The sequence below is a fragment of the Streptomyces sp. NA04227 genome (assembly GCF_013364195.1).
In the GTDB taxonomy this organism is placed as follows: Bacteria; Actinomycetota; Actinomycetes; order Streptomycetales; family Streptomycetaceae; genus Streptomyces.
Genome location: NZ_CP054918.1, coordinates 3,871,460 through 3,890,940, shown reverse-complemented (window position 1 = coordinate 3,890,940; position 19,481 = coordinate 3,871,460). Strand labels below are relative to the sequence as shown.

Annotated in this window: 15 protein-coding genes and 1 tRNA gene; 6 read left to right on the top strand and 10 right to left on the bottom strand. The window is 70.8% G+C overall.

What is annotated here, in order from left to right; all coding sequences use genetic code 11:
- Nucleotides 1–250 precede the first annotated feature (250 nt).
- From HUT18_RS16525 to HUT18_RS16510, 4 genes are all read left to right on the top strand, one after another.
- Complete coding sequence (locus HUT18_RS16525) at nt 251–439, top strand: hypothetical protein (RefSeq protein ID WP_176101413.1); 189 nt, start codon at nt 251–253, stop codon at nt 437–439.
- Nucleotides 439–1,194, top strand: coding sequence for an aminodeoxychorismate/anthranilate synthase component II (locus tag HUT18_RS16520; protein WP_254878640.1), 756 nt, complete (start codon nt 439–441; stop codon nt 1,192–1,194). The genes HUT18_RS16525 and HUT18_RS16520 overlap by 1 nt, the downstream gene beginning before the upstream one ends.
- A 182-nt stretch (nt 1,195–1,376) precedes the next feature.
- Nucleotides 1,377–2,741 carry a class E sortase gene (locus HUT18_RS16515; RefSeq protein ID WP_254879027.1) on the top strand — a complete coding sequence of 455 codons (1,365 nt, stop codon included), beginning with the start codon at nt 1,377–1,379 and terminating at the stop codon, nt 2,739–2,741.
- A gap of 249 nt (nt 2,742–2,990) precedes the next feature.
- The gene (locus HUT18_RS16510) at nt 2,991–3,866 is read left to right on the top strand and encodes a class E sortase (RefSeq protein ID WP_176104583.1); all 876 of its coding nucleotides are present in this window, start codon (nt 2,991–2,993) and stop codon (nt 3,864–3,866) included.
- A gap of 277 nt (nt 3,867–4,143) precedes the next feature.
- Here HUT18_RS16510 and pknB read toward each other — a convergent pair whose 3' ends face one another.
- From pknB to HUT18_RS16480, 6 genes are all read right to left on the bottom strand, one after another.
- Nucleotides 4,144–6,129 carry a Stk1 family PASTA domain-containing Ser/Thr kinase gene (gene pknB, locus HUT18_RS16505; RefSeq protein ID WP_176101411.1) on the bottom strand — a complete coding sequence of 662 codons (1,986 nt, stop codon included), beginning with the start codon at nt 6,127–6,129 and terminating at the stop codon, nt 4,144–4,146.
- Nucleotides 6,130–6,300: 171 nt separating this feature from the next.
- Nucleotides 6,301–7,761, bottom strand: coding sequence for a penicillin-binding protein 2 (locus HUT18_RS16500; RefSeq protein WP_176101410.1), 1,461 nt, complete (start codon nt 7,759–7,761; stop codon nt 6,301–6,303).
- Nucleotides 7,758–9,197 (bottom strand): FtsW/RodA/SpoVE family cell cycle protein, encoded by a 1,440-nt coding sequence (locus tag HUT18_RS16495; RefSeq protein WP_176101409.1) that lies wholly within the window; start codon nt 9,195–9,197, stop codon nt 7,758–7,760. The genes HUT18_RS16500 and HUT18_RS16495 overlap by 4 nt, the downstream gene beginning before the upstream one ends.
- A 25-nt stretch (nt 9,198–9,222) precedes the next feature.
- Entirely contained in the window at nt 9,223–10,740 is a 1,518-nt protein-coding gene (locus HUT18_RS16490; protein WP_176104582.1) for a Stp1/IreP family PP2C-type Ser/Thr phosphatase, read from the bottom strand.
- Nucleotides 10,741–10,878: 138 nt separating this feature from the next.
- Nucleotides 10,879–11,397 carry an FHA domain-containing protein gene (locus tag HUT18_RS16485; RefSeq protein ID WP_176101408.1) on the bottom strand — a complete coding sequence of 173 codons (519 nt, stop codon included), beginning with the start codon at nt 11,395–11,397 and terminating at the stop codon, nt 10,879–10,881.
- 10 nt (nt 11,398–11,407) lie between these two features.
- Complete coding sequence (locus HUT18_RS16480) at nt 11,408–12,262, bottom strand: DUF3662 and FHA domain-containing protein (protein ID WP_176101407.1); 855 nt, start codon at nt 12,260–12,262, stop codon at nt 11,408–11,410.
- 1,008 nt (nt 12,263–13,270) lie between these two features.
- On the opposite strand from HUT18_RS16480, the gene HUT18_RS16475 reads away from it, so the two are divergent.
- Together HUT18_RS16475 and HUT18_RS16470 are read left to right on the top strand one after the other, a co-directional pair.
- Nucleotides 13,271–13,357: transfer RNA gene (locus tag HUT18_RS16475), tRNA-Leu, on the top strand.
- A gap of 388 nt (nt 13,358–13,745) precedes the next feature.
- Nucleotides 13,746–14,978 (top strand): FAD-binding oxidoreductase, encoded by a 1,233-nt coding sequence (locus tag HUT18_RS16470; protein ID WP_176101406.1) that lies wholly within the window; start codon nt 13,746–13,748, stop codon nt 14,976–14,978.
- Nucleotides 14,979–15,082: 104 nt separating this feature from the next.
- Here the strand turns inward: HUT18_RS16470 and HUT18_RS16465 are convergent, their stop codons facing one another.
- The 4 genes from HUT18_RS16465 to HUT18_RS16450 all read right to left on the bottom strand — a co-directional run bounded on the left by HUT18_RS16465 (nt 15,083) and on the right by HUT18_RS16450 (nt 19,362).
- A complete protein-coding gene (locus tag HUT18_RS16465) occupies nt 15,083–16,105 on the bottom strand; it encodes an ornithine cyclodeaminase family protein (RefSeq protein WP_176101405.1) in 1,023 nt (340 codons plus the stop codon).
- The gene (locus HUT18_RS16460; RefSeq protein ID WP_176101404.1) at nt 16,099–16,779 is read right to left on the bottom strand and encodes a prephenate dehydratase domain-containing protein; all 681 of its coding nucleotides are present in this window, start codon (nt 16,777–16,779) and stop codon (nt 16,099–16,101) included. The genes HUT18_RS16465 and HUT18_RS16460 overlap by 7 nt, the downstream gene beginning before the upstream one ends.
- Before the next feature lie 187 nt (nt 16,780–16,966).
- Complete coding sequence (locus HUT18_RS16455) at nt 16,967–17,944, bottom strand: branched-chain amino acid transaminase (protein ID WP_176101403.1); 978 nt, start codon at nt 17,942–17,944, stop codon at nt 16,967–16,969.
- The gene (locus HUT18_RS16450; protein WP_176101402.1) at nt 17,941–19,362 is read right to left on the bottom strand and encodes a phenylacetate--CoA ligase family protein; all 1,422 of its coding nucleotides are present in this window, start codon (nt 19,360–19,362) and stop codon (nt 17,941–17,943) included. Before HUT18_RS16450 ends, HUT18_RS16455 begins: the two co-directional genes overlap by 4 nt.
- Between the last annotated feature and the right edge of the window lie 119 nt (nt 19,363–19,481).

The following is a 19,481-nucleotide window of genomic DNA, read 5'->3' as shown; positions in this document are numbered from 1 at the left end:
CAGTGCGCCCCGTGCGCCCCTCGAACGAGGGACTGGTGTGACGAGAGGCATGGAGATGGGGTTTGTCCAGGCGGCAACCTAGTGCTGTCGCGTCCCCGTAGTCTGGTCCTGAACGACTTGGCGCTCGGGGTGGGACTGACGGAGCGCAGCGCGCACGACGAAGAGCGAGCACACAGCGGACGCAGAGCGGACGGTCGAGGGCCCGGGGGGTCCTGTGGCGCCGGGCTCGGACAGGACAAGTGGGGACGGCATGTACGGCTGGATCTGGCGGCATCTGCCGGGCAACGCGTGGGTGAAGGCCCTGTTGTCGCTGCTCCTGGTATTCCTCGTCATTTACCTGCTGTTCCAGCACATCTTCCCGTGGGCGGAACCGCTGCTGCCCTTCAACGACGTCACTGTCGACGAGGGGATGGTTCCCACCGGAAGGGCGGCCCTGTGATGGCGGAGATCGGGAACGTACGGAGCGAAGGCGCCGGCGGAACAGGCGGCGCGGACGGCGCCGGGTCCGGCCGGAGGATCGAGAACCGGCCCGCCCGCATTCTCGTCGTGGACAACTACGACAGCTTCGTCTTCAACCTCGTGCAGTACCTGTACCAGTTGGGCGCCGAGTGCGAAGTGGTGCGCAACGACGAGGTGACCACGGCACACGCGGTAGCGCGCGCGTCGGGCGGGGCCGGGAGCGAGGCGGGCTTCGACGGCGTACTGCTGTCGCCGGGCCCGGGCACCCCCGAGCACGCCGGCGTCTGTATCGACATGGTCCGGCACTGCGCCGCGACCGCCCTCCCCGTCTTCGGCGTCTGCCTCGGCATGCAGTCGATGATGGTCGCCTACGGCGGTGTCGTGGACCGCGCGCCGGAGCTGCTGCACGGCAAGACCTCGCCGGTACGGCACGAAGGGCGCGGCGTCTTCGCCGGACTGCCCTCGCCCTTCACGGCCACCCGCTATCACTCGCTGGCCGCCGAGCCGGACACCCTCCCCGCCGAGCTGGAGGTCACCGCGCGTACCGAGGACGGGATCATCATGGGCCTGCGGCACCGTGAACTGGCCGTCGAGGGCGTGCAGTTCCACCCCGAGTCGGTACTCACCGAACACGGCCACCGGATGCTCGCCAACTGGCTGAACGAGTGCGGCGACGGGCGGGCGGTGGCACGCTCGGCCGGGCTCGCGCCCGTGGTGGGCAGGGCCTCGGCGTGACCGCGCCGCGTCCCGGGCGTGACGAGGAGGGCTCGGGCCCCGGCTCGCCCCGCGACGAACGGGCCTCGTACGGGCAGCCGTACGAGGGTGCCGGTACGTACGAGGGCGCCGGTGCGCACGAGGACCCGGGAGCCCTCCGGGACCCCGGCGCCTTCCAGGACACCGGCTCCTTCGCGGCCGCCGTGGAGCGACTCGACGACCCCCTCAACGACCCGCTGCCGGGCGGCAGTCACCCCTCGCCGTGGTTCCGCAGCTCGGCGGGCGGGCAGGCGGGCGCGGGCGGGTCCGGGGGTGCGCAAGCGGGCGCGGGCGAAGGTGCGGGCGCCGCTCAAGGTCCGGCCGCGGGCCCCGCGCAAGGCCCGGGTGCGGGTGCTACCGGAGGAGCCGTCCCGCCGGACGGCCGTACGACCAGCGGCAGGGGACGGCGCAGGAAGCCGCCCCAGGCGCCCGGGACGGGGGCGACGGATGTCCCGGTGCCGTCGGACGATGTGCGCCCCACAGGACGCCGTAGAGCGCCCGCACGGGACGACGAGACGGTGGGCCTGCGCGTCGCCCCGCACGGCATCTTCCTGAACGAGGACCCCGACGACCCCGACGGCCCGGCGGTGACCGGGGCCGGGCGCGCCGCACCGCCCGCCGTACCGCAGCCACGGCACGACGAGACCATGGCGCTGCGGACCGGCGAGGTCCGGCGACGCGTCTCGGCGATCTCCGACGCGGTGGGCGGCCGGGCCGCACGGCGCAAGGCGGCCAAGCAGCGCGGCGGGGGCTCCGCGGCGGAGGACGAAGGCACCGGCACGGCAGAGGAGTCGGAGAACGGCGGGGCGCCGCTCAGCAGGGTGGCCGCCCGGCGCGCGGCGAAGGCGCGTAAGCCCAGCCCCTCGGTGGTCGCGAGCCGGGCGATCGGCGAGTTCTTCATCACGCTGGGCGTGGTGATGCTGCTCTTCGTCACGTACCAGCTCTGGTGGACGAACATAAGGGCCCAGGCACAGGCGCGGGGCGAGCGCGAGGACCTCAAGGAGGGCTGGGCCGAGGGCAAGCGGCGCCCGGACACCTTCGAGCCCGGCCAGGGCTTCGCGATCATGTACATCCCGAAGCTCGACGTCGAGGTGCCCATCGCCGAGGGCATCAGCAAGAAGAAGGTGCTCGACCGGGGCATGGTCGGCCACTACGGCGGCGAGGGCACCATCCAGACGGCCATGCCCGAGGACGCCAAGGGCAACTTCTCGGTGGCCGGTCACCGCAATACGCACGGCGAACCGTTCCGCTACATCAACCGCCTCGAACCGGGCGACCCGATCGTCGTCGAGACCCAGGACAAGTACTTCGTCTACAAGATGGCGAGCATCCTGCGGCAGACCCCGCCGAGCAACACCTCGGTGATCGCACCTGTCCCGAACGGGTCGGGTTTCACCAAGCCCGGCCGGTACATCACACTGACGACCTGTACTCCGGAATTCACCAGTACGTATCGGATGATCGTCTGGGGGAAGATGGTCGAGGAGCGGCCGCGCAGCAAGGGCAAGCCCGACGCGCTCGTCGGCTGACGACCGGGGTACCGGGGCCCCACGGGGTGGCCCCAACGGACGTGCACGGCCGAGGCAGTTGAGACGACGGGCAGAGGCAGATCAGTGGCAGCCAGCAGTGGTGACGAGGAGCGGCCCCGGCCGGACCAGGAGCACGAGCGGAACTCCGGGCAAGACCGTGAGCAAGCCGGCCGGCAGGAGCAGGACCCCGGGCAGGGCGACGCGGAACGGCCTGTCGAGGCAGCCGACGGCGAAGCGGCCGACGCCGAAATAGCGGACGGCGAAACGGCGGCAGACGGCGAAACGGCGGCGGACGGCCCTCACGAACCCGCCCGTCACGAGTCCGCCCGTCAGGAACCCGCCCGTCAGGAACCCGGCCGTCACGCTCCCAACCGCCGTGACCGCCGTGACCGCCGTGACCGCCGTGATCGCCGCAACCGCCCCCGCTCCAGGACCGGTTCGAGCCCCCGCCGTGGCGCCTTCGCCACAGCCGTCGGCGTCTTCGGCGAACTCCTCATCACCGCGGGTGTGGTGCTCGGCCTGTTCGTCGTCTACTCGCTGTGGTGGACGAACGTCATCGCCAACAAGGAGGCCGCGCGCCAGAGCGACAAGGTGCGCGACCAATGGGCCGAACAGAAGGACACCGGCCCCGGCAGCCTGGACACGGAGGGCGGCATCGGCTTCCTGCACGTCCCGGCGATGAGTGGCAGCGAGATCCTGGTGAAGAAGGGCACCTCCAACAAGATGCTCAACGACGGCGTCGCGGGCTACTACACGGACCCCGTGAAGTCGGCCCTCCCCCAGGACGCCAAGGGCAACTTCTCCCTCGCCGCCCACCGCGACGGCCACGGCGCCAAGTTCCACAAGATCGACAAGATCGACAAGGGCGACCCGATCGTCTTCGAGTCCAGGGACCTCTGGTACATCTACAAGGTCTACGCCGTCCTCCCGGAGACCTCGAAGTTCAACGTCCAGGTACTCGACCCCGTCCCCAAGGAATCCGGCAAGAAGAAGCCCGGCCGCTACATCACCCTGACCACCTGCACACCGGTCTTCACCTCCCAGTACCGGTACGTGGTCTGGGGCGAACTGGTCCGTACGGAAAAGGTGGACGCGGAGCGGACGGAGCCGAAGGAGCTCCGCTGAGGGCCCGCGAGGGACTTCCCGCACAGCCTCCCAGGGCCTTCCGCCCGCCCCCCGAGCGCTTCCCACCCGAAATTCCGAAGGCTTCTCGCTGCCCGAAAGCCTCCCCCGGGCAAAGCCCCAACCCGTCCCGCTACCGGAAAGCCTCACCAAGCACAGGCCCCCGTACCTCCCCAAACAGAAGTCCCCGGCGCCCTCTCAGGGCACCGGGGACTTCCCCGTTCTCGTCTCGGCGCTCTCCACTCAGCGGCGCGGTCGCGGCGCGGACTCGGAGTCGCGGCTAGAAGTCGCCGTCGCCTCCGCCGATGAAGCCGCCGTCACCACCGCCGTCGCCGCCGCCTCCGCCGACCGTGATCAGGGTGACCGTGTCGCCCTTGTTCAGCTGCGTCCCGCCGGGCGGGTTGCTGGCCATGACCACAGCGTTGGGGTTGTCCGGGCCCTGGAAGGCCGGGACCAGGCCCAGGTCGGTGAGCTGCTTCGAGGCGTCCTTGACGCTCTTGCCCGCGAGGTCGGCCGGGACGGCGATCTGCGCGGCCGCCTTGGCGACCTTGAGGGTGATCACGGAGCCGGGGTCGGCCGGGCTGTTGGCCGGCAGGCTCTGGGCGAAGACCTTGCCCACGGCGACGGCCGCGTTCTCCTCCTCGACGCACTCCGCCACCAGGTCGTTGGCCTCCAACTGCTTGGTGGCCTGCGCGCAGTCCAGGCTCTGGGTGCTGCTCACGTCCGGGACGGTGCTCTGCTTCTTCTCCTCGGCGACGGTCAGCGTGATGGTGCTGCCCGCTTCCTTCTCGGTGCCGGGAGTGGGGTCCTGGTCCAGCACCTCGCCCGGAGTCTGGCTCGATTCCTTCTTCTCGACGCTGACGCGGAACTTCTTGCCTTCGAGCTTTGTCGAGGCATCCTCGATGTCATCGCCTATGACGTTGGGCACAGCCACCTTCGGCGCCCCCGTAGACACCGTGACCGAGATCCGGTCGCCCTTGTTGACCTTGCTGCCGACCCCGGGGTCCTGTGCGCAGACGAAGCCCTTGGGCTGCTCCTTGCAAGGCTTCCTGACGGGGTCCAGAGTCAGCTCGCGGTTCTTGGCGAGCTTCTGGGCGTCCTCGTACGACTCATCCACGAACACCGGCACCTCGAACGAGCCCCCCGTGTTGTTCGCGTCGCTGAACGCCCACTTGCCGATCAGGATCGCGCCGACCAGGACGAGCAGCCCCGCGACCACGAGCAGCACAGTGGAGGTGCTGCCGCGGCGCTGGCGGCGGCGGTCGTGGCGGTCGTCGTAGCCGTAGCCGCCGTCGTCCGGGTTTATCGGGGGCAGCATCGAGGTCTGCGGGCCGCCGTTCTGCGGGCGCAGCATCTGGGTCTGCTGGTCGTCGGGGTGACCGCCCGCGTATCCGGCGGCGCCGAGGCCCGCGGCGGCCGCCACCGGCTGGCCGTCCAGGCACGCCTCGATGTCGATGCGCATGTCGTCGGCCGACTGGTAGCGGTAGTCGGGGTCCTTGACCAGGGCCTTGAGGACGATGGCGTCCATCTCGGGCGTGATCTCGGGGTCGTACACGCTCGGCGGCTGCGCCTCTTCGCGTACGTGCTGATAGGCGACCGCGACCGGGGAGTCGCCGACGAACGGCGGCCGGACGGTCAGCAGCTCGTAGAGCAGGCAGCCGGTGGAGTACAGGTCGCTGCGCGCGTCGACGGTCTCGCCCTTGGCCTGCTCCGGGGAGAGGTACTGGGCGGTGCCGATCACCGCGGCGGTCTGGGTCATCGTCATCCCGGCGTCGCCCATGGCGCGGGCGATACCGAAGTCCATGACCTTGACCTGGCCGGTGCGCGTCAGCATGACGTTGGCCGGTTTGATGTCGCGGTGCACGATGCCGTTGCGGTGCGAGTACTCCAGGGCCTGGAGGATGCCGATCGTCATCTCCATGGCGCGCTCGGGCAGCAGCTTGCGGCCCGAGTGAAGAAGCTCACGCAGCGTGGAGCCGTCGACGTACTCCATCACGATGTACGGGATGGAGACCTGGTCGATGTAGTCCTCGCCCGTGTCGTACACCGCCACGATCGCGGGGTGGTTGAGCGAGGCGGCCGACTGGGCCTCCCGGCGGAACCGGGCCTGGAACGACGGGTCGCGGGCGAGGTCCGCACGCAGCGTCTTCACCGCCACGGTGCGGCCGAGCCGGGTGTCGTGGGCGAGGTGGACCTCGGCCATGCCACCACGGCCGAGCACCTGGCCCAGCTCGTACCGGCCGCCGAGGCGACGCGGCTCTTCCATAGCTAATCCAGCCCTCTCCGTCGGTCCCGGCCGCACGCTCTGCGCGGCCCGGCGGTGTGCTGCCCGCGCATACCGTACCCGGCGTGCGCTACCTGCCCCGACCGGTTGCCGAGACCTGATACCGGACCGGTACAGGAGTTGCCGTCCCGGCGCGCGAGGCCGTGACGACTCTCACTCCTTGCTGTCGAGCACCGCCTGCATGACGTCCTTGGCGATGGGCGCCGCCAGACAGCCACCACAGGTGTCCTCGCGCTCCGCGTTGGAGTCCTCGACCACCACGGCGACGGCGACCGGGGAGCCGTTGTCCGTCTTGGCGTACGAGATGAACCAGGCGTACGGCTTTTCCTTGTTGTTGAGGCCGTGCTGTGCGGTACCCGTCTTGCCGCCGACGGTGACGCCGTCGATCTGCGCCGCCCGGCCGGTGCCGTTCTCGACGACGTTCTCCATCATCGACTGCAGCTTCTGGGCGTTGGGCTCGGACAGCGGCTGGCTCAGCACCTCGGTGTCGGTCTTCTCGACCACATCGAGGTTGGGCGCCTGCAGATCACTGACCATGTACGGCTTCATCAGCTTGCCGTCGTTGGCGACCGCGGAGGCCACCATCGCCATCTGCAGCGGGGTCGCCGCCGTGTTGAACTGGCCGATCGACGACAGCGCTACCTGCGAGTCGTTCATGCCGTCCGAGAAGTGCGAGGCATTGGACCGCACCGGGACGAACTGCTCCTCGTTGAAGCCGAACTTCTCCGAGGTCTCCAGCATCTTGTCGTTGCCGAGGTTGTAGCCGACCTTGCCGAAGACGGTGTTGCAGGACACTTCGAGCGCCTTCATCAGCGTCGCGTCCTTGCAGGGCAGGTTGCCCTCGTTCTTCAGCGGGCGCGTGGTGCCGGGCATGATCCACGGCAGCGGCGTCTTCGTCTTCTCGTCCGGGTCGGTGTACAGACCGTGTTCGAGGGCCGCGGCGGCGGTGACCACCTTGAAGGTCGAGCCGGGCGGGTAGGTCTCGCGCAGGGCCCGGTTCAGCATCGGCTTGTTCGGGTCCTTGGTGAGCCGCTTCCAGGCGTCGGCGTCGTCCTTGGAGCCCCCGGCGAAGTCGGACGGGTCGTAGGAGGGCGTGGAGGCGAGCGCCAGGATCGCGCCGGTCTCCGGGTCGATCGCGGCGACCGCGCCCTTCTTGTCGCCGAGCCCCTCGAAGGCCTTCTTCTGGGCCTCCGCGTTGAGGGTGGTGACGACGTTGCCGCCTTCCTTCTTCTTGCCGGTGATCATGTCGAGCGTGCGGCGGAAGAAGAGCCGGTCGTCGTTTCCGGTGAGGATGCCGTCCTCGATGCTCTCCAGCTGGGTTGCGCCGTAGGCCTGCGAGGCGTAGCCGGTGACCGGCGCCCACATCGCGCCGTCCTGGTAGGTGCGCTTGTAGTCGAGGTCGCCCGCGGAGGTCTTGGCGGAACCGGTGATCGCCTTGCCGTCGACCACGATGTTGCCGCGCGGCGCGGCATACCGCTCGATCGCGACCCGGCGGTTCTTCTCGTGCGTACGCAGCTCCTCGGCGGAGACGTACTGCAGCCAGTTGTCCCTGACCAGCAGGGCGAGGATGAGCAGACCGCAGAAGATCGCGATCCGGCGCAGAGGCTTGTTCACGGTCGCACCACCTGGGTCATCTCGGCGTCGGGGTTGGGGGCGGGCGACGGCGCCGGGCGCCGTGCCGTGTCGCTGATCCGGATCAGGATCCCGATCAGGGCCCAGTTGGCGATGACCGAGGAACCTCCGTACGCGAGGAACGGCATGGTCATACCGGTCAGCGGGATCAGGCCCATGACGCCGCCCGCGACGACGAAGACCTGGAGGGCGAAGGCGCCGGACAGGCCGACGGCGAGCAGCTTGCCGAACGGGTCGCGGGCGGCGAGCGCGGTACGGATGCCGCGTTCCACGATCAGCGCGTAGAGCAGCAGGATCGCCATCACTCCGGCGAGCCCGAGTTCCTCGCCGAAGGTGGCCAGGATGAAGTCGGAGTTCGCGGCGAACCGGATCAGCTCGGAGTGGCCCTGGCCCCAGCCGGAGCCGAGGGTGCCGCCGCTGCCGAAGGCCCACAGCGCCTGCATGGCCTGCTCGGAGTGACCGGGGACGCCTTCCTGGCTCAGCGTGTACTCGCGCATCGGGTCGAGCCAGGCGTCCACGCGCTGCTGGATGTGCGGCTCGAAGGAGGCCACACCGACGGCGCCGACCGCGGACATCAGCAGACCGAACACGATCCAGCTGGTCCGCTCGGTGGCGACGTACAGCATGATCACGAACATGCCGAAGAACAGCAGCGAGGTACCGAGGTCGGTCTCGAAGATCAGGATGAGGATCGACATGCCCCAGACCACCAGGATCGGTCCGAGGTCGCGGCCGCGCGGCAGGTAGAGGCCCATCAGACGGCGGCTGGCCAGCGCGAGCGCGTCCCGCTTGACCATCAGATAGCCCGCGAAGAACACCGCGAGCGCGATCTTCGCGAACTCACCGGGCTGGATGGAGAACCCGGCCACCGAGATCCAGATCTTGGCGCCGTAGATGTTCTGCCCGAGACCCGGCACCAGCGGCAGCAGCAGCAGGAACAGCGCGGCCAGCATCGAGATGTACGTGTAGCGCTGCAGAACGCGGTGGTCCTTGAGGAACAGCAGCACCGCGATGAACAGCGCGATACCCATCGCCGTGTACATCAGCTGCCGGGGCGTGGCGGTGCCCGCCTGCTTGATGTCCTGCAGCAGCTCGGACTGGTCCAGGCGCCAGATGGCCACCAGACCCAGCCCGTTCAGCAGGGTCGCCAGCGGCAGCAGCAGCGGATCGGCATACGGCGCGAAGCGGCGCACGACCAGGTGCGCGACGCCCGCGAGCGCGGCGAAGCCGAACCCGTAGGCGACCAGACCCGGCGGCACCTTGTCGTTCACGGCGAGGCCGGTGTTGATGAACGCGAACACCGGGATGACGACGGCGAACACCAGGAGCGCGAGCTCGGTGTTACGGCGGCTCGGCGTACCGATCGCGCCGATCGTCGACGTGTTGGTGGTGCTCGAGTTGGAGGTCGAACTGCTCATGGTGTGCCCAGGGCCCCTCAGCTGCTCACTTCTTGCCGCACCGCTCTACCAGGGACTTCTCTTCCTCGGAGAGAGTGGGCCCCGGCTTGGGCGTGGGCGAGGGCGAATCGGTGGGCTTGTCCGTCGGCTTGTCGCCCGGCTTCGTGGTCGACTTCGGCGGCGCGGTGGGGTTGCCCTCCTCGCTGTTCGGGGGCTTCTGCTCCTGCTGCTCCCGCTCGGCGGCGCGCCGCTCCTCGTCCTTGCGGCAGGCCGTGGCCTGCCTCGCCAGCTCGTCGATCTTGTCGTTGGCCTGGTCGAGGCCGTCCTCCGTGATCGTCTCCTCGACCAGCTTCTGCTGGTACGGCGGGAGGTACTTGAGTTCGATCTCGGGGTGGTCCTTCTGGACCTCCGACAGGCTCACCCAGGCCAGATCCTGGCTGATGCCCTGGTACAGGGCGACGTGCCCGTCCTTGGCGCCGACGTAGTACTGCGTCTGCGTCCAGTGGTAGCCGCCGTACAGAGCGCCCGCCACGACGGCGAGCGCGAGACCCGTGTACAGCGAGGGCTTGAGCCAGCGTCTGCGGGCGCGGCCCTTGTCGGGAGAGTCGGCCGCGAGCGCGCCGAAGCCCCCCTCTGGTGCGTACCCCGGTCCCCCTTCGCCGCTGCCCGGCGGTCCGAACTCGCCGCCCGCGGGCGGGGGTTCGGGTGCCCGGCCGAGGCCGGAGGCGCGGCCCGCGGGGGTCTGCATGGCGCCGTTGTCGTGCGCCTGGTGCTGGTTCTCGGCGACCGCGCCGACCACCACGGGGGTGTCGCTGAGCTGCGCGGCCAGGGTGTCGCCGCTGTCGATGTCGAGGACGTCGGCGACGATCACGGTGATGTTGTCGGGGCCGCCGCCGCGCAGCGCGAGCTGGATCAGCTCCTGCACGGTCTCCTGCGGGCCCTGGTAGCTGGCGAGGGTGTCCTCCATCGTCTGATGGCTGACCACACCCGACAGACCGTCGGAACAGATCAGGTACCGGTCACCGGCGCGCACCTCGCGGATCGACAGGTCCGGCTCCACGTGGTCGCCGCTGCCGAGCGCACGCATCAGCAGCGAGCGCTGCGGGTGCGTGGTGGCCTCCTCCTCGGTGATCCGGCCCTCGTCGACGAGCCGCTGCACCCAGGTGTGGTCCTGGGTGATCTGGGTCAGCACACCGTCGCGCAGCAGATACGCCCGGGAGTCGCCGACGTGCACCAGGCCGAGCCGCTGGCCCGTCCACAGCAGCGCGGTGAGCGTGGTGCCCATGCCCTCCAGCTGCGGGTCCTCGTCGACCATCAGGCGCAACTGGTCGTTGGCCCGCTGCACCGCGGTGCCCAGCGAGGTCAGGATGTCCGAGCCCGGCACGTCGTCGTCCAGCGTGACCAGCGTCGAGATCACCTCGGAAGAGGCCACCTCGCCCGCGGCCTGGCCGCCCATGCCGTCGGCGATCGCGAGCAGCCGCGGCCCGGCGTAGCCGGAGTCCTCGTTGCCCTCGCGGATCATTCCCTTGTGCGATCCGGCGGCGAAGCGCAGTGACAGACTCATGTCCACCTCGCCCGTCGGCTCGGACTGCAGCGGTTCTCCTCGAGCCACACTGCCCACCCTCCGGTCGAAAGTACGCCGCCCCGCCATGTTCCGGCCCGGCCCGCGTCCCTTCGCTCGCTCCGCTCGTTCATTGGCGTATTACTTCCGCAGCTCGATGACGGTCTTGCCGATGCGGATCGGCGCCCCCAGCGGGACCGGTGTCGGCGTCGTCAGCCGCGACCGGTCCAGATAGGTGCCGTTCGTCGAACCGAGGTCCTCCACGATCCACTGCCCGCTCTGGTCCGGGTAGATCCTGGCATGCCTGCTGGACGCGTAGTCGTCGTCCAGCACGATCGTCGAATCGTGGGCCCGGCCCAGAGTGATCGTCTGCCCCTGGAGCGCGACCGTGGTGCCCGTCAGCGATCCCTCCGAGACGACCAGCTTGGTCGGCGCCCCGCGCCGCTGGCGGCCGCCGCTCTGCTGGCGCGGCTGCTGCTGTTGCGCGGGCATCGGCTGGCGCGGGGCCTGCTGCGGCCGCGCCTCCCGGCGGGCGGACCCGCGCTGGGTGACGCGCGTGCCGAACAGGTCGCTGCGGATGACCTGTACGGCCACGATCACGAACAGCCACAGTACGGCCAGGAAACCCAGCCGCATGACCGTCAGGGTCAGCTCTGACATTGCCCCCGCTTCACCCTTCGGCTTGCCGGTAAATGATGGTGGTGCTCCCCACGACGATCCGGGAGCCGTCGCGGAGCGTAGCGCGGGTGGTGTGCTGTCCGTCCACCACGATGCCGTTCGTGGAACCGAGATCCTGGACAGTGGGGGGCGTTCCGGTCCGGATCTCACAGTGCCGACGCGATACGCCGGGGTCGTCGATCCGCACGTCGGCCTCGGTGCTGCGCCCGAGGACGAGCGTGGGTCGGACGATCTGGTGGCGGCTGCCGTTGATCTCGATCCATCGTCGTACGGGTCCGCCCTGCCCACCGCCGGCACCTGCGCCCGGACGCATCGGCGCGGCCGCGGGCCGTCCGCCCGGCGGCGGGGCCGGGGGCATCGGCGGCGCACCGGCCGGGGCCTGCGGCGGGTAGCCGTACCCGGGGCGGCCCTGCGGCGGATGGGCGGGCGCGGGCGCGGAGGCCGGCGCGGCACCGCCCGGTGCCTGCGAGGTGCTGGCCGCGAGCGTACGGCTGCGCACTCGGTACAGCCCGGTGTCCAGGTCCTCGGCCTTCTCCAGGTGGACCTTGATCGGCCCCATGAAGGTGTACCGCTGCTGCTTGGCGTAGTCGCGCACCATGCCCGCGAGCTCGTCGCCGAGTTGCCCGGCGTACGGGCTGAGCCGGTCGAAGTCGGGCGCGCTCAGCTCGACGATGAAGTCATTGGGGACGACGGTCCGGTCCCGGTTCCAGATCGTCGCGTTGTTGTCGCACTCCCGCTGCAGCGCTCCGGCGATCTCCACCGGCTGGACCTCGGACTTGAACACCTTGGCGAAGGTGCCGTTGACCAGACCCTCGAGCCGCTGCTCGAATTTCTTCAGGACTCCCACGGGGCACCTCCTCCTTCGATCCGCCCTGGCCGCGCCTGCTGTCGTGCCGTACCTGTTCTCGTGCCGTACCGCCAGTGTGCCCGGCCGCTGCCGGTCCTCGCGGTACCGCTCGTGCCTCGCTTCCCGCCGGGCTGCCCGCCCGCGCCGGTCGCGATGGCTCGTCCTGCTCACTGATCCTGCTTACTGATCGTATCCACGCGCCGGGAAAACAGGTGGTTCCCCTTGTGACCCCCGGCAAGGAGTGTCGACCCTCACAGGTCCTGCCCGCTTCCCGTGCCGGTGATCCACTCCCGGCGCATCCGATTCCGGATCCGCCCGGTCCCGGCGTGGTCCCGGTCCGGAACGCACGCGGTACGGGTGGCGCTTGTGGCCCCCGCCCCGTCAGAGTCCCTGCTCAGCCGCCCGGTTCCGTCCTGTCCGCCCGAGCCGGCGGTCAGGTTCCCCAGGCGTCCGTTCCCCGCCCTCATGTCCGTTTGTCCCTGTGCCCCTTGTCCGTTTCTCCGCTGTCCCTCTCACCGTTCTCCGCATTCGTCCGCTTCCTTACTTTCCGTACCCGGTTTCGGCACGGAAAGTGCCCGCGGGCGGAGAGAACGCACGCGTGAACCGTACGTACGTTCGGCTCCGCTGTCCGCTCCCGGCCGTTGCCGCGCGACAGGAACGACCCGTTCCCAGTGTCCCGTACCGGGCCCCGGCGGCGGGACAACTCCGGGTGGCGAGCGCCGGACTGGTGCGAGGTTGTTGCGTGGCTTGTTACGCGGCCCGCTCAACCATCCGCCGCCCGAATCCGTCGCAGGCCCCGTCGTGCGCCGTGCCTCGCGGGCGGCGGGGTGGTGGCGCGGCGGGTGGCGCGGGGGGTCCGACGAGCGGGTTTGCCCCGGCCGGTGCACGGCCGCAGGGAGCGGCTGCCCCGCGAATACGGAGGTGAATCCACCCTCGACTGCGTGCTAATCTTCTGGATGTCGGCAGGCGCTCGCACCCACAGTGAGAGACACCAACGACAACACCTATGCGCGGGTGGCGGAATAGGCAGACGCGCTGGATTCAGGTTCCAGTGCCCGCAAGGGCGTGGGGGTTCAACTCCCCCCTCGCGCACCATCAGAAAGAACCCCAGTTCGTCTGGGGTTCTTCTGCTTTTCCGGCTGTTTTCAGGCCGCAGGGCTTCCGCTCCAGGCGGTCAGCCTTCAGAGACTTCCGGCTCCAGGACTTCCCGGCTTCCGGGGCTGCCCGTTCCCGCCCCGCGCGCCCGCTCCCGGTGTGAAGTGCCTCTCAGTCGGCGAGTTGGTGATCCGTATCCCTTCCCGGATCCGTGACGAACCCTCTCCGCGCCCCTGCTTCCCCCTGCCTCCCGACAGTGACCCGGGCCACGCCCCCGTAGTTGGCACTGTGCCGCGGCGCCGTCCGGCGCCGGGCCGGGGAGCGGTCGTGGCGCCCCGTCGGTGCGAGGTGGCCCGGTGCGAGTGGCCGGGCGGGGAAGGTGTGCGCGATGGAGCGTGGGCGGTGGGTGCCCGGGCGGACCGTGGTCGTGGGGGCCGGGGTGGTGGGGGCCTCGGTCGCGTATCACCTGGCGCGGCTCGGGCACGACGAGGTGCTGGTGGTCGATTCACGGGGGCGTACGGAAATGCCCGGGTCGACCGGTCTGGCGCCGGGGTTCGTGGGGCGGCTCAGTGCGACGCCGGAACTCACCGCGCTGGCGGTGGACAGCGTGGCCACATACGGCTCCCTGGTCCCGGACGGTGGCGGCGACTCGCCTTTCCGGGAGGTCGGTTGTCTCGAAGTCGCCACCAGCGAGGGCCGGTTGGAGCGGGCGCACCGGGATGTCGAGCACGGGCGGGGCCTCGGGGTGGCGGCGCGGGTGGTCGGGCCCGAGGAGGCGGTGGCGCTGGCGCCCGCGCTGGTGGATCCGCAGCGGGCGTGCGGTGCGCTGTACGTGCCGGGCGACGGTGCCGTCGATCCCGTACTGCTGACGCGTCTGCTGGTGGACGCCGCCGAGCGGGACGGGGTCCGGTTCCGTTTCAAGACTCCCGTGGTGGCGCTGGAGCACGCGGGGGACCGGGTCACGGGGGTGCGGGTCGGCGCGGACGGGGAGGTGGTCGCGGCCGAGCGGGTCGTGCTGGCCGCCGGGATCTGGGGGCCGGTGCTCGCGGCGCAGGTGGGGGTCCGGCTGCCGATGACGGCGGTGCGGCATCCGTACCTGTACACCCGTGAACTGCCGGAGCCGGCCGACGCGTTGGGCGACGGGCCGATCGTCCGCTACCCCGAGCACTGCGTCTACACCCGCCGTCACGGACGCCGCTACGGCCTGGGGAGTTACGCCCACACGCCGCTGCCGCTGACCCCGACGTCCTCCCTGACCTCGGCCGAAGTCCCCTTCCACGAAGCCGACTTCGGTACGGCCCTGGCCGAGGCCACCGCCCTCGTCCCGGCCTTCCGCGCGGCCCCGCTCGGCCGTCGGCTGAGCGGGGTGTTCGCCATGACCCCCGACGAACTGCCGCTGGTCGGCCCCGCGCCCGGGGTGGCCGGGCTGTGGTGCGCGGAGGCCTCCTGGGTCACCCACGCCGGCGGCGTCGGCCGTCAGCTCGCCGCGATGCTGCTCCAGGTCGGCGAACTCCTCGTGGATCCGGACCGGTTGGCACCCGGACGGTTCACGTCCTGGAGCGAGAACCGGATCCACGAGGCCGCGCTCGCCCACTACCAGGGCATTTACGAGGCGCACTGAGCGGAGGAAGCGGCCCGAAGCGGCGGGAGGGACCGGAGCAGCTGTCCCTCCCGGTGGTGTCCGGCTCCGGAGGTGCTCGGCTCAGATGCGGGTTCGGTGTCCGCTCAGGCCAGCCACCACGTCGCGCCCGCGTCCGGGGCGGCCCGTTCGGCGCGGAGGCGGGCGATCAGGACGGCGGCGGCGACGTCCTGGGCGGCGAGGCCGAGGGAGAGGTAGACGAGGCGTTCCCGGTCGTTGTCGCGGCCGGGGACGCGGCCGTCCAGGACGGCGCCGAGTTCGCCGCGCGCGTGGTCGGGTCCGATCAGGCCTTCCTGGACCGGGACGAGGAGTTCGGAGGCCTCCTTGGCCGCCGCTTCGGCGCTGTCCAGGATCACCGTGGAGCGGGCCACCAGGCGCGAGGACAGTTCGCGGGCGCCGGGCTGGCAGGCGCCCACGGCGCAGACCAGGGCGCCGGGGGCCACGTCCGCGTCGTGCAGCAGGGGTTCGCGGGCGGCGGTGGTCGTACAGATCAGTCCGGCTTCGCGGGTGGCCTCGGCGAGGGTGTCGTACACCTCGGTGTCGAGGCCGTGTGCGGAGCGGACCCAGTCGGCGAGTTTGTGCGCGCTGCCCGGGTTGCGGCTCCACAGGCGCACGCCGCGCAGGGGCCGTACCGCCGCCATGGCCGTGATGTGGGCCCGCGCCTGGGCGCCCGCTCCGGCGATCGCGAGGGTGGTGGGGCCGGGCAGGGCGAGCGCGTCGGCGGCGACCGCGGAGACGGCGGCGGTGCGCAGCTCGGTGACCGTGTCGGCGGGGAGCACCGCCACCGGCAGTCCGGTGTCCGGGGCGAAGACGGTGACGGTGCCGACGTGGGAGGGCAGGCCGCGGGCCGCGTTGTCCTCGCGTACGACGACGGACTTGATGCCGAACCAGTGCCGGCCCTCGAAGGGCACGTGCGCGGGCATCGAGCCGAACAGGCCCGGTTCCAGGCCCCCGCGCGCGGGCGGGCGCAGTACGGTGCGGACCGGCTGGGTCACCTCGCCCGCCGAGAAGGCGCGCATGACCTCCCGCATGGCGGGGACGGCGCGGGCTGCGGGGAAGAGTTCGCGGACCTCGGCGCTGTCGACGAAGACGGGGGCGGGGCTCACCATGTCAGGCTCCTGGCGGTGTGGGCGCGGCGGGGCGCGGGGCGGTCCTCGCCGAGGAGGCCGGGGCGGGTGAACACCGACCACACCATGCGGATGGGGCGGGTGCGGGAGAGGAATTCGAGGCCGTGCAGACGGGCGGCCGGGGCGGTGGTCAGCGCCAGCGGCACCTCGCCCCTGACCACGGTCTCGGCCGCCGCGCTCGTCGAGGAGGCGAACACGATCTCGGTGAGGTCGAATCGCTCGGGCAGCAGTTCCTCGACCAGCGCGCGGGGCGCGGGGTGGGTGACGACGGCGGCCTTGCGGCCCGGGTCGCTGCCGGGGAGCCCGGCGATGCCGTAGTGCGGGGTGTCCTTGACGAAGACGGCGGCCAGGCACAGCGCCGGGTCCATGTAGAAACGTTCGACGCCGGAGTAGGCGTTGGCGACCACCACGAGGTCACTGGCGCCGGAGAGTAATTTCTCCCCGGCCTCCTCGTACTCGTCGCACAGGTCGATCTCGGCGCCTTCCTGGCCGCGCCGCAGCAGGTGCCCGCGCAGGGTGCGGCAGGCCTGTTCGCTGCTGGTTCCGGTGGGGCCGAGCGAGGAGATCCGCAGGGACGCGGTCACCGGGAGGCGGAAGAGAGCGACGTCGGTCATCTCCTGGTCGTCGGGCGCACCAGGACGGTACTGGCTGATCACGGTTCCCCCAGAGGTGGCACGAGTGCACGGACGCGACAGCGCGCCGGTGCGTGAATGACTGCACGAAGGGCCAGGAACGCGGGAGTTGCGGCACGGGAGTACGAATTCCGGCGCCACACTGCAGAGTTGGAGTACGGAAGTTGCAGTTCGCGGGCGCGGTCGGGCCCGAGTGGGAACGGCGGGCCGCTCAGGCGGGTGCCGAACTCCGGTCGGTGGTCGGGTCGGTGAGGCCGACGGGGGTGTTCCAGTGCCGGTAGCGCGGGTCGGCGCCGCGTACCGCTCGCTGGTACACCTCGCGTACCAGGGTGGTGAGCGGGCCGGGTGTGCCGTCGCCGACGGGGCGGCCGTCGATCTCCACCACGGGCACGATCTGACAGCCGGTGCCGGTCAGGAACACCTCGTCGGCGGTGAGCAGTTCGGAGCGCTGGACGGTGCGTTCGGCGACGGTGAGAGCGGCCTCGTCGGCGAGGATACGGATTACCGCGGCGCGGGTGAGGCCGGGCAGGATGTCCGCGTCCGGGCCGGGGGTCGCGACCTTTCCGGCGTGCACGACGAACACGTTGGCGGTGCTCGCCTCGGCGACGGCGCCCCGCTGGTCGAGCAGGATCGCCTCGTCGTATCCGGCGGCCGTCGCCTCGTCCACGGCCAGGGCGTTGTTGGCGTACGCGCCGGTGATCTTCGCCCGGGCGGGCAGCGCGGAGTCGGGGACGCGGCGCCAGGAGCTGATGCCGCAGCGGATGCCCTCGGCCCTGCTGTAGTCGCCCATCGGCAGGGCCAGGACGGTCACCGCGGTCGACACTCCGCTGAGCCGGACGCCGAAGGGGGTGCCCGGTTCGAGGGCGAGTTTGTAGACCAGGGGACGGATGTAGGTGTCCCCGGTCAGGTCGTTGCGGCGGATCAACTCCCGGGTGATGTCGATCAGTTCGTCGACCGTGTGCGGCAGGTTCAGGCGGAGCAGGCGGCAGGAGGCGTGCAGGCGCGTGTAGTGCTCGCGCGCCTTGAACAGGAGCGAGTCGCCGCCGTCGTGGGCGGCGTAGGCGCGGATTCCCTCGAAGACGCCGGTGCCGTAGTGCAGTGCCTGGGTGCCCGGTCCGAGTCCGGCCCGCGAGGCCCGGACGAACTCGCCCCGGTGGAAGACCCAGCGGTCCTGCGGCGCGGGGCTCACCGGCCGCGCCTCCGTCCGGCCATGGCCAGCGCCGTTTGCCGTTCGGCGTCGGGGGCGGTGCGCCGGTCGTGCACCCGGGCGGCCTTCCAGCTCACCATCGCGCCGGTGGTGGTGACCCCGCCGAGCTGGCCGTAGGTGATCTCCAGCGGGCAGCCCCAGGAGTCGAGTGCGGCGCGCTTCAGCTCCTCGACGTTCCGCGCGGACAGCGGTGCGTTGCCGCGGGTCTCGGCCTCCACGGTGAGGACGTCGGTGTCCTCGATGCGGTCGATGACGAGCTGGTAGTCCAGCGCCCCGCCGAGCCGGGACAGGATCACCGACTCCAGTTCGTACGCGGTGACTTGGCGCCCGTTGAGGTCGATGACGTCCCGGACACGGCCGAGCGGCAGCAGCACCTCGGACGGATAGTCGCCCCCGCCGACCGCGGGCGACAGCCGTACCAGGTCGCCGGTGCGGTAGCGGACCAGCGGCTTGCTGCCCTGGTAGAGGTGGGTGACGACGAGTTCGCCCTGCCGGTCGCCGTTCGCCTGGCGCGGCACCGGGCGGCCGGTGGCCGGGTCGATCAGCTCGTAGTGGACGTTGAGCGGGACGGTGCGCAGCCGGCCGTCGCCGTGCACCGCGCCGAGGATGGACGCCTCCTGCGAGGCGTACAGGCAGTTGTAGGCGGTGGCGCCCCATACCTCGCCGATGTTCCGCAGCAGGCCGGGGGTGGCCAGTTCGCCGGTGAACATGAAGAAGCGGATGCCGAGGTCCTTCGGCTCCAGGCCCGCGTGCACCGCTTCCTTGGCCATCGACATGGCCACGTTGGGGGTGCAGAAGACGCCGGTGATCCCGATCTCGCGGACGACTTCGAGTGCCCGCTCGAAGCCGACGACCGGCGAGTGCGGCCACATCTTGGCGTGTGCGTGGCCCAGGTTGCGGCATACGTCGCCGAACGTGTCGCCGGTGGAGTGCAGTTCGTTCGGGCCCATCACGCCGATGACGTGGTTCTCGCCGTGTGTGCGGAAGACATGGTCGTAACAGACCGACAGGGCCATGTTGTTGACCAGCGAGTCGATGTTGTCGCGAGGGCAGGGCGTGGCCCGGCCGGTGGTGCCGGTGGTCTCGTAGAAGACCCAGCCCTCGTGCACGGGCTTGGACAGCACGTCCAGCAGCCGCCCGCGCAGATCGTCCTTGGTGGTGAAGGGCAGCTCGGCGAAGGAGTCGAAGTCGAGCTCCGCCAGGGCCGATTCGTCTAGAGAGCCCAGGAGTTCGGCGTAGAAGGGCGAGCGCTTCACGACATAGCGGAGGGTCTCGCGCAGCGCGCCGAGCTGGTGCGCCGCGAGCTCCTCCGGCTGCCACCCGCCCGCGTCGAAGCGCCGGTGATCGGAGAGGGTACGACGCGCGAAGGCGTCGAGTCGGTCGTCGAATACAGTGAACATCGTCCCAGCCTGTGCGTTGGCTTTGAGGGCTACGGGGCTTGGGTGCCCGCGGGGTAGGAGCCGCGGGCGCCCGCTTTTTACGGCGCGACGTGGTGCGGTGTGACGTGGTGCGGAGTGAC